The sequence below is a fragment of the Synechococcus sp. H60.2 genome (genome assembly GCF_047462315.1).
Classification (GTDB): domain Bacteria; phylum Cyanobacteriota; class Cyanobacteriia; order Thermostichales; family Thermostichaceae; genus Thermostichus.
On the sequence record NZ_JANSIZ010000010.1, the window covers coordinates 39,154 to 49,354 of the forward strand.

Below are 10,201 nucleotides of genomic sequence, written 5' to 3' on the forward strand. Positions count from 1 at the left end.
TAGGGTTAATTTCTGTCTGCGAGCTTGAAGCACCTATGGCGCAATCTGGCCTATTCCCTCAGCCTATCTGGCAACGCCTGTTGATGATCGCCCCTTTTTTCCTGTGGGGCTCGGCGATGGTGGCAATGCGAGATGCCCTCTCCGAGACCACTCCTCTCTTCATTGCCATTCTGCGGCTGTTGCCAGCCGGGATCCTGGTTTTGGCCTTTCGGCTTTGGCAAGGGCGGGCCTCTGAGGCATCTCAGCCCTGGCATCCCCAGGGGCGGCGAGGGTGGCTGTGGGTCCTGGCCTTCGCCCTGGTGGACGGCACCTGTTTTCAGGGATTTTTGGCGCAAGGGTTGAGAGAGACCGGCGCCGGGCTGGGATCCGTACTGATCGACTCGCAGCCGCTGGCGGTGGCTTTGATGGCCAACTGGTTTTACCGCGAGCGGATGGGATCCCTGGGCTGGCTGAGTCTGGGGCTGGGTGTGGTCGGCATTGGCCTTATCGGCCTCGGCGGGGAAGGATCCCTGCAGGTGGGCGCTGGCGTCGTCTGGATGTTGCTGGCTTCCCTGTCGATGGCCATCGGCACCGTGATGATGCCCAAGGTGGCGGAGGTGGCGGATCCGGTGTTGGCGACGGGCTGGCACATGGTGTTGGGCAGCCTGCCCTTGATCCTGCTCTCGGCGCTAACAGAAAGCGAGCAATGGCAGCACCTGAGCGGCGCCCACTGGCTGGGCCTGCTCTATGCCTCCGTGTTGGGGAGCGCCGTGGCCTACGCCCTCTTCTTCTATTTCGCCTCCCAGGAAAACCTCACCGAATTCAGCTCCCTCACGTTTCTCACCCCCATCTTTGCCCTTCTCTTCGGCAGCACCTTCCTGGGCGAGACCCTGACCCGGCTGCAGTGGGTGGGAGTGGGCATTACCCTGGTCTGCGTGTATGTCATCAACCACCGGCAGGAGTGGCAGGAGCGCCTGCGCTTGGCCTGGCCAGGGATCCTCTCGGAGCTGGGCCTGGAGTTCAGCACCGTCGAGATCCGCGATGGCCGGCCCGACTAAGGGAGCCTTCTCCTAGGGGGGCAGGAACCCCATCGCCTCCCGCACCCTTTGCAGCGTTGGCTCGGCAACAGCGCGAGCCTTGGCGGCATTTTCCCGGATCAGCGCCAGCAGATAGTCTGGGTTGCTCCAGAGCTCTCGGTAGCGCTGCTGAATGGGCTCTAGGGTGGCGATAATGCTGTCGGCGAGGAGGGGTTTGAACTGTCCCCACCCCATCTCAGCGCACTCAGCCGCCACCTCCTCCTTGCTTTTGCCGGAGGTGAGCATGTAGATCGTCAGCAAATTGTGGGCCTCCGGGCGTGCCGGGTCGTCGAAGGTGATGCCCCGAATCGAGTCGGTCTTGCATTTTTGGATCTTCTTGCGGATCGTGTCGGGGTCGTCTAGCAGGTGAATGCGGCTGAAATCCGAGGGATCCGACTTAGACATTTTGCGGGTGCCATCGGTCAAGCTCATGATCCGCGCCCCCTGCGGGCGAATCAGCGCCTCTGGGATCACAAACACCTCGCCAAAGCGGTCGTTAAAGCGGCGGGCAATATCCCGACACAGCTCAATATGCTGCCGCTGATCCTCCCCTACCGGCACATACTTGGGCTGGTAGAGGAGAATATCCGCCGCCTGCAAAATCGGGTAGCTGAACAGGCCAACGCTGGTCTCCTCCCCCTGTTTCTCTTTTTTTTCTTTGTATTGGATCATGCGTTCCGCCCAGTTCATGGGGGTAATGGTGGTGAACAGCCAGGCCAGCTCTGTGTGGGCGGGCACGTGGGACTGCACAAACAGCACACAGTGCTCCAGGCTAAGGCCACAGGCCAGGTAGAGGGCAAACAGAGAACGGGTGCGCTCCCTCAGCAGCTTGGGATCCTGGGGCACAGTAATGGCATGTTGATCCACAATGCAAAAGAAGTTCTCGTAGTGCTCCTGCTCGGCCACCCAGTTTTTAATGGCCCCCAGGTAATTGCCCAGGTGCAACTCGCCGGAGGGCTGGATTCCAGAAAGCGTGCGGGGCTTGGACATAGGAAAAGCAATCTCAAACGCCAATAAGAGGGGGGACGAGAACCCAGAAAGTCTTTGTTCAGGATATCAAGAGAGCTGCAACCCGTTGGTTTATGAGGGAAGAAAGACACCAACCCGAAACCATGGCAGACCCGGAGCCAGAACTGCTGCGTGCTGCCAACCACTACGTGCTGCTGATCCCAGGCCTGCCGGAGCAATTTCTCACCCCTGAGGAATTGCAGGAGTTCCTTGTGCAACTGCTGCAGGAGTATCCCCACCTGGTGGATGCAGATCTGGCCCGCTACCCCACCCCTCAAGCCCAGGCGCAGCGGCTTATCGACACAGCCTGTGAGGTGGAGGTCTCTCCCGGCGAAACCGTGCAGTGGCACCCTGTACGCCTGCGCAAGCGCCCCTCAGCTTCTTCTCGCCCAGGCCAGCATCCGGCTTAAGGCCACGCTCGGGATCCCACAGGCATGCTACAACGCAAAGAAGAGATACCCAGTCCTGCGCTCTAAGGGGGTCAATCATGCCGCGCAGCATGAAGAACGACAACTTCATCGACAAAACCTTCACCGTCATGGCTGACCTGATCCTGAAGCTGATGCCGGGGGTGAGTCCTGAACAGAAGAAGGCCTTTGCCTACTACCGGGACGGCATGGCGGCCCAGAGCGAGGGAGAATATGCCGAGGCCCTAGAAAACTACCGAGAAGCCCTGGCCCTGGAGCAAGACGACGAAGACCGCAGCTACATCCTCTACAACATGGGCCTGATCTACCAGAGCAATGGCGAACTGGACAAAGCCCTGGAGTACTACCACCAGGCCCTGGAGCTGAATCCCCGCCTCTGTTCTGCCCTAAATAACATTGCCGTCTTGCTGCACCACAAGGGCGAGCAGAGCCTGCAGGCCGGGGACGAGGAGACAGCAGAGGCCCTGTTCGATGAGGCAGCTCAATACTGGATCCGGGCCATTCGCATTGCGCCCAACAACTATATCGAGGCGCAAAACTGGCTCAAGACCACGGGACGCGCCAACCTGGAGCTGTATTGAGCTTTCTCCCAAGTGCCTGAGTTTAGCTAGACTGGTTAGACAATTAAAAGCTAGCTGAGTAACCCGGTAACCTGCCGGCAGGAGGGGAAGATGCTGAAACGCGAGGAAGTACGACACGTCGCCCACCTCGCGCGGCTGGAGCTAACCGAGGAGGAAGAAATCCAGTTCACCCAACAACTGGCAGACATCCTGGCCTATGTGGAACAACTGAAAGAGCTGGATACAGAAGGGGTAGAGCCCACCTTTCACGTGTTGGACATGGAGTTGCCCACTCGCCCCGATGAAGTGGAGCCCTACCCCGACATTGAAGGGATCCTGGCCAACGCCCCCGACCGCGCTGACATGTTCTTCAAGGTGCCTCGCATCCTCGAGGAGGAAGACTAGCCACCTTGCAGTGCGGCTACGAGCCACAACAGCTTTTGCTCTTCGGCGGGGGAGGGGGCACATCCAGGGCCGGGTTGCACTCAAAGAAGCCCAACGGCTTGAGCAGAAAGCCAATGTAGCTAACCGGCATCACCGGCCAGTCTTCGGTGCGGGGGAAGTGGTTGCAGCCAAAGCTGTACCAGAGCACCAGGCGGGTATTTTCTAGGGAGCGGTTGGCTTGTGTCCATTTCACCAGCCCTTCCCCACCGGGGTGTTGGTTGGGGTAGTCCCCCGCCGGGAACTTCTCGCCAGGATGATAGGGCGTGGCCCAGAGGTGGTGGGCCAAATACCCTGCCCGTCGATACAGCCAGGAGTCGGGGTGGGCCAGGAACCGGACATTCTCTCCTGGGAGCAACTTGTAGGCCACCGGCTGCCCCAGGTGGTTGTGGCGGTTGGGGTTGACAATCTTCCAGTAGCGCCCCCGCAAGGGATCCACCGTTTGCTTGGCTTCCTGCTCAGTGCTCAACAAGGTGGAGCGGGCGCGGAAGGCGTTGCCGTAGGGGTTATCCGGCCCCAAGGGCAGCGGCTCGGCGTGGACTTCGTAGAGGGAGTTGCCCGGCCCATCCACCGCCATGTCCAGGCGCACGGTAAAAAAGTGCTGGTGGTTGAGGCCAGACAATTGGGGCGCTACCAAGACGCCAAACTCCGGTTCCTCCCCCGGCAGGGTGGCGCAGGTGTTGATGATGCCGGTGAGCTTGGCCTCGAACTCCAGCGTGCCGTCCTGGTAGAAGTACCAGAAAAAGCCGTAGTCGTAGTTGCCGATGGTGGTAAAGAAAGAGAGCACCAGCCGCCGCGAGCGCCGCACCTGAGCTCGCTCCGTGCGCCAGTCGGTGTGCTTCCAGAGCACGCCAAAGTCCTCCTCGTGCATGCAGATGGCATTTTTGAGGAGCATGGGCTCACCGCTGTTGCTGGGCAGCCAGGCATCGAAGTAGTAGATCTCCCCCAGGCAGTCGCAGCCCAGGCGCAGGGAATTGGCCTGCATGCCGATGCCGTATTCCCCCACGTCAAAGGCGTTCTTGCGACAGTGGGGATCCCGTGGATCCCCGTAGGGCACCACCATCTCGGCTACCGAAGCCCGATAGAGGATGGGGCGAAGGCGGCCCTGATCCTCATAGCTCACCTGATGCAGCACCAGCCCCTCGCGGGGGTTAAAGCTGATGCGCAGATCCCACTTCTGCCAGCGGATGTGGTGGCCTTCTACTTGGAAGCTCACCCCTTGGGGCTGAGTAATTTCCAAAGGCTTCAAATCTCGGCGAAACTCTTTGAAGAAGATCTCGTCAAAATTGCCATCTTCCGGGGGCAGAGGCCAGGGGCCGCGATCCTCCACCTTGATCACCTGCATTTGGTTGAGGTCAATCCAGGGGTAGAGGCCTTCGAGGGGACGGGCATAGCCATTGTCGTAAGGGGAAGTGCGCAGGAAACACAGACCCCGCACCAGCCGCCGCCCCTCTTCTTCCGGGATCCCAAAGTAGCCCACCGTCCAGTAGTCCACCATCACCCGCTCCACATCGGCAATGCCCCGCCGCTGCAGGGCGGCCAGAAATTGGGGATCCTCCTTGAGCAAGCGGTCACAGGCGTAGACCTCATCGTCCAAAAGGGGCGGCTGCACGCCGGGGACGAGCTGCCAAGAGCACACCTGCTGCCGAGAGAGGGAGACCACCGCCTCGTAGGTGCTGCCCTCGGCGGGATCCAACAGCACCACAAACGCCTGCCGATCCCAGGGTTGGCCCGGTTGCCAAGCTTCCATCCAGGGCCGCTCCGGCTCCTGCAGTTGGATGGTGACAAAGCGGCAGCGGGAAGCAAGAGGGCGCTCCTGACGCAGGATTTTGACCACTTGCCGGATTTCTTCGCCATTCAAGGGATCCAGGGGGTGGCTTGGCCATTCGGGCCGGACAGCCGCGGTTGTCCCAGAAAGCGGTCGCTCCTGCTCTTGCAGAGCAGGCTGAGGACTGCGAGGAAGTTCACAAATCACAGAAATAACCTTGAATTCTACAGAAAATGAATTGGCTGGGTGACGATCCGTTGAAAAATGCCGCAGGGATCCCCTTGCCTGTCACCCCAGGCGCTCTAAGCTAGCCATCAGCCCGTACAGGACAACCTGGCCGTTGCCACAAGCAACTTTGGCGACCTTGGCCGGCAAGAGGATAGGCTCAAAGAATCCGTTCTTGGGGACAACCTCACCTTCGCCAGCTAGCCCAACCTGAGGTTATCCCCATCCGTTGGGTTGTCTCTGCCCGCTAACCAAAGGAAGAGGGCAGCGGCACCTTGAGCAGCCGCGTTACCGCAAACCGAAAAATATCGAACAATCGCCAGAAACTAACTATAGGCTTCCGAGGGAAAAGATCCCAGCTCAAAATCAGCAGCAATTTTTTTAGGCCAAACGTGGCATAGGGCAGCATAAAAAAGAATCAACGCTTCACGCAGGCTGAGGGCGCAGCCGCAAGGAAGGAGCTTGATGCAGCACTGCTCTCTTCTCAACGCGAACTCATTTCGGCTTGCCCTAACCCCACCTGCTAGGGGGATCCCCAGTGTTGGGATCCAAGGCGCAACTGCCCATTACTATAGCAGAGGCTCCCCCCTCGGCCACAAGCTGCGGGCAAGAGTCGGCTCTCCGGATCTGAAGTTTAGCGTGAAGTAAAGATCTTGTATTGGCTAACACATCTTTGAGCAGAGTACTGAAATCATGCTTAAAGCTAAGGATTTCTGGCAAGAGGATCGAGGATCGTCCACAATGAGGTAGCGCTGGTGGAACAACCAACCGTTTTGGTGGGGGAGATGGCTTCAGCTCAACACCGCCTGGTGCCGGTGTGGCCAGAAGACGGCGGCTTTTATCCAGAGCATCTCTTTTTGGCTCTGGAGGCCATCCAACTGGGCTACTGGCAACTGGATCTGCGCAGCGGGGAGCTGAGCAGTTCCCCTCAGTGCAAGGCCAAGTACGGACGGGATCCCGGCGAGGAGTTCACTCTGGAGATGTTTTTCGAGAGCGTTCACCCCGAAGATCGCCAGAGGGTGAAGGAAGCTTTCCAGTTGGCGGGGCCCAGGGCAATGGAGGGGGATTCCAACTTGGCAGTTGAGTACCGTGCCCATCTCGCAGACGGGCAGGTGCGCTGGCACCTCTCTCAGGGGATTGTGCTCCTGGGGCCGGAAGGAGATCCGAGCCATGTGGTCGGGGTAACCCTGGACATCACCGAGCGCAAGCAGGCCGAGCTAAAGCTGCAGCAACAGGTGCAGCGGGAAAAACTGTTTAACCGGCTCATTCAAGCCATCAGCACCTCTTTGGATCTACCCGCCCTCTTTGAGGTAGCGGTGCAGGAAGTAGGCCAGGTTTTGCAGGCAGCGCGGGTTACCCTTTACCAATATCTGCCTACCGAGAAGGTGTGGGTGGGCATTGCCGGCTATGTTCGCTCCCCCGATGTGCCCAGTGCTCTCCACCTGCGCATACCGGATGATCCAGAGATTCCAGCCATCCAGCACTTCAAGTGGCTGCAAGTTTTTCACGTGGCGGATCCCAAGCAAGTTTCCGATCCCTTTGCATTGCAGGAAAGGCAAGACTGCCAGCTCGGCCCTTGGCTAGGGATCCCGGTGGCCTGTCAAGGGAAACTTTGGGGCGCTCTAGCCCTGAGACGCCTGATCTCTGAACCAGATTGGCAAGAGGAAGAGATCGAGTTGGCCAGGGCAATTGGCAATCACCTGGCAGTCGCCATTCGACAGGCGGAACTTCATCAAAGGCTGCAGCAAGCCAACGCCGAACTGGATTACCAAGTGCGGGTGCGCAACGGCCAACTGCAGCAAGCCTACGAAGACGAGGCCCTGCTGCAACTGATCACGGAAGAAATTCGCTCCAGCCTAGACGAGCACAAGATTTTGGAAACCGTGGCGCAGGAACTGGCCCTCAGCCTTGGCCTTTCCGGCTGCATGATTGCCCTCCATGACCCAGAACGACAGGTTAGCGTTTTGGCCTTGGATTATCGACCTGGAGAAGGGATCCGCCGTTTTCCCCTGGGGATCCCCTTTGCCGATTTTGCCGAGGTGCTCCAGCAGCTTCAGGGTGGGCAGTTCTGCTATTTCAGCAACCTTGGCCACCCCTGCTGGCCCAGCTACGACCGCCACACGCTGCTGGTACTTCCCATTTGCGATGCTCAGGAAGGCGAATCTCTCCTGCTGGGAAATATTTGCGGCTCGCGTCCGCCGGGGCAGGTGTTTGGCGAGCGGGAACAGCGCTTGATGCGGCGGGTGGCCAGCCAGTGTGCGATTGCCATTCGCCAGGCCCGGCTTTTCCAAACCGTGCAGCAGCAGGTGCAGCAGTTGCAGGAGCTCAACCACCTCAAGGATGAGTTTCTGCACATGGTCTCCCACGAGATGCGCACGCCTCTAACCAACATGAAGCTGGCAATTGCTTTTCTCTCCAAGGCCAACCTGACGGAGCGGGAGCAGCGCTACTTGCAGATTTTGGAGATGGAGACCAACCGCGAGCTGGACTTGATCAACGAGCTGTTGGAATTGCAAGCTATTGAAGCCGGAAACAGGGATCTCAATCTAACCTGGTTATCTCCTCAGGAGTGGATCCCCAATCTTTCCGAGCCCTTCCGGCTGCGAGCTGCCCAGCAGAACCAACAGCTTCAGTTGGAATGGGATCCCGACCTTTTGCCCCTCTGTACGGATGAGAGCCTGCTGTCGCGGGTGGTGGGCGAACTTTTGAACAACGCCTGCAAGTACACGCCGGCTGGGGAAAGCATCTGTTTGCGCTTTAGCCAGACCCATCAACAGAACCGTCCCGGCTGGCTGATCGAGGTGCGCAATACGGGAGTGGAAATTCCTCCAGAGGCGCTGCCCCATGTGTTTGAAAAGTTCTACCGCATCCCACAGTTGGATCGCCGCAAGGCCGGAGGGACAGGCCTAGGCCTGCCGCTAGCCCAAAAGGCTATGGAGATGTTAAAGGGATCCCTGACTGTAGAAAGCCACTCTGGTCAGGTCATCTTTCGGGTGTGGTGTCCATCCCAAAGTCGATTGCCCCAAAACTCACCCGCCAAGCAAGACACTCAGCGCCTTGCGCAGGACTCGAACCTGCAACCATCGACTTAGAAGGTCGGTGCTCTATCCATTGAGCTAGCAAGGCAAGCTGCAGAGCCATTATATCCTTGGAGGAGTTTCCTCTCCGAGGTCGGCTACACGGCTTAACCCACTCCCTCAATGCCCCCTAAGGAGCTTCAGTTACGGATCCCAGTCGCTAAAGTTATAACGAAGGTCTTGGGAGAACCGGGATCTCGATGTCATTGCCTCCTGATCCTAGCTCAGTTGATGCCAAGAAGGCTGCTCGCGTCTGGGAGTCGGGAAACCCTCCCGGCCTGGAATCTCTCTCTCCGCCGGCCAGGCGCCTGTTGCGCCTCTACCATGGCGGCAGCTTTATCTTTCTGGGCCTGTTGTGGCTGCTGGTCGGGATCCCCAGCCTTTGGGCGCTGCGGGCAGATATCGTCCGTCTGTGGGACCATTTCACCTGGACGGGCCTGCGCTATGCCCTGTTTTACCGGCCCGGCTGGCCCACCTTCGGCCTTTTGCTGTGCGTCAGCTTCACGCTGGGGATCTTGATCGCCCAAAGCCGCTACGAGCTGTTTGGGCTCTATCCTATTGAGCGCTTGATGCTGGAGCGCCAGTCCCGCTGGATTTTGTCTTTGCCCGCCTGGCATCCGCTGCGGCGCTGGCTGGCACGCACTTTCAAGTGAACAACTCCCGACACCCATCTTTGTTGAGGAAGCAACCAATACGGTGCGGACTAAGCTAAATGCGCGGGATTCCCCACCGTCTATACGGTGGGGCAGTTTATCTGCCAGACTTCGCCAGCCGGAATAGGAGCTGGGATCCCTCTGCCCCGTCTCAAGAGGGAGCGAGGCAAGGTTCAGCCGGCGGTGCCTCCCTTTTGGATCAGCTCAAGAGCCGGTGTCTTCAAGACGGATCCCGGCAACAGCCAGAAGAGTTGCTATCGAGGTCGGCTGGTGATCCCCCACGGGCGGGCGGCGTTGGGCGATAGCCGATAATAAACAAGTAGCATCAGGGGTTGCTGGATATGCTAGAGACCATCTTTAATGCGGCCAATTGGTTTGCTTTGCCTTTTTGGGCTTTGATGATCCTGCTGCCGGGCTGGAAAGTGACCCATAGGGTGATGGAATCACTTTTGCCCATTGCCCTTTTGGCAACGGTTTATCTCTATCTTCTGGTTACCGGGTTTAATGCAGATACTCTCCAGGAGTTTTCCAATCCTCAACTCTCTCTGAGCAGCCTGACTTCTCTATTCAGCCAGCCCTCGGTCATGGCGACGGGATGGGTTCACTACATTGTGATGGATCTATTTGTGGGCCGCTGGATCTTCTTGGAAGGCTGGGAAAAGCGAGTTTGGACAACTCACTCTCTGCTTTTGTGCTTGTTTGCTGGGCCGGTGGGTTTGCTCTCCCATCTGCTCACGGTGACCGTGGTGCAAGGGATCCGAAAGGGCCGGCCTGGGGTTGTTGGAGCGGATCAAAGTGCAGAAGTGCCGCAAGAATCCTCATGAACTACCCCACCGCGCAGGCGGGGGGGGTTTCCCCATCCGCTTTACGGCGAGATTTTTGTCTCTTCCTCTGCCCCAGTTGCTTCATGGATCCCGTGTACCGGGTCTCTGAAGTAGAGCTGAAGCATCCAAGACTCACGAGGCGGGTTCCCAGCCCCGGTTGCT

At 58.7% G+C, this 10,201-nt stretch carries 9 protein-coding genes and 1 tRNA gene; 7 read left to right on the top strand and 3 right to left on the bottom strand.

Annotated features, from left to right (window positions below; translation table 11 throughout):
• The first annotated feature begins 35 nt into the window (after positions 1-35).
• Positions 36-1,037, top strand: a complete 1,002-nt coding sequence (locus tag NW845_RS02880) for a DMT family transporter (protein WP_414363868.1) — start codon at positions 36-38, stop codon at positions 1,035-1,037.
• 12 nt (positions 1,038-1,049) lie between these two features.
• Here the strand turns inward: NW845_RS02880 and trpS are convergent, their stop codons facing one another.
• A complete protein-coding gene (gene trpS, locus NW845_RS02885) occupies positions 1,050-2,045 on the bottom strand; it encodes a tryptophan--tRNA ligase (RefSeq protein WP_414363869.1) in 996 nt (331 codons plus the stop codon).
• Between the two features lie 92 nt (positions 2,046-2,137).
• Here trpS and NW845_RS02890 point away from each other — a divergent pair, with 92 nt between their 5' ends.
• From NW845_RS02890 to gatC, 3 genes are all read left to right on the top strand, one after another.
• The gene (locus tag NW845_RS02890; protein WP_414370736.1) at positions 2,138-2,473 is read left to right on the top strand and encodes a chlororespiratory reduction protein 7; all 336 of its coding nucleotides are present in this window, start codon (positions 2,138-2,140) and stop codon (positions 2,471-2,473) included.
• Positions 2,474-2,550: 77 nt separating this feature from the next.
• Entirely contained in the window at positions 2,551-3,072 is a 522-nt protein-coding gene (locus NW845_RS02895) for a photosystem I assembly protein Ycf3 (RefSeq protein WP_011430196.1), read from the top strand.
• Positions 3,073-3,162: 90 nt separating this feature from the next.
• Positions 3,163-3,456: an Asp-tRNA(Asn)/Glu-tRNA(Gln) amidotransferase subunit GatC gene (gene gatC / locus NW845_RS02900; RefSeq protein ID WP_414363871.1), complete on the top strand. Its 294-nt coding sequence runs from the start codon at positions 3,163-3,165 to the stop codon at positions 3,454-3,456.
• A 16-nt stretch (positions 3,457-3,472) separates the two neighbouring features.
• Here the strand turns inward: gatC and NW845_RS02905 are convergent, their stop codons facing one another.
• Positions 3,473-5,467, bottom strand: coding sequence for a primary-amine oxidase (locus NW845_RS02905; protein ID WP_414376741.1), 1,995 nt, complete (start codon positions 5,465-5,467; stop codon positions 3,473-3,475).
• A gap of 803 nt (positions 5,468-6,270) precedes the next feature.
• On the opposite strand from NW845_RS02905, the gene NW845_RS02910 reads away from it, so the two are divergent.
• Entirely contained in the window at positions 6,271-8,577 is a 2,307-nt protein-coding gene (locus NW845_RS02910) for a GAF domain-containing protein (protein ID WP_414376750.1), read from the top strand.
• On the opposite strand, the gene NW845_RS02915 is transcribed toward NW845_RS02910, so the two are convergent.
• Positions 8,539-8,611 (bottom strand) — tRNA-Arg (locus NW845_RS02915). The genes NW845_RS02910 and NW845_RS02915 overlap by 39 nt on opposite strands.
• Positions 8,612-8,762: 151 nt before the next feature.
• Here NW845_RS02915 and NW845_RS02920 point away from each other — a divergent pair.
• Together NW845_RS02920 and NW845_RS02925 are read left to right on the top strand one after the other, a co-directional pair.
• Positions 8,763-9,215, top strand: a complete 453-nt coding sequence (locus NW845_RS02920) for a hypothetical protein (RefSeq protein ID WP_414376743.1) — start codon at positions 8,763-8,765, stop codon at positions 9,213-9,215.
• Positions 9,216-9,556: 341 nt separating this feature from the next.
• Positions 9,557-10,039 (top strand): ABA4-like family protein, encoded by a 483-nt coding sequence (locus NW845_RS02925; RefSeq protein ID WP_414376745.1) that lies wholly within the window; start codon positions 9,557-9,559, stop codon positions 10,037-10,039.
• Positions 10,040-10,201 lie beyond the last annotated feature (162 nt).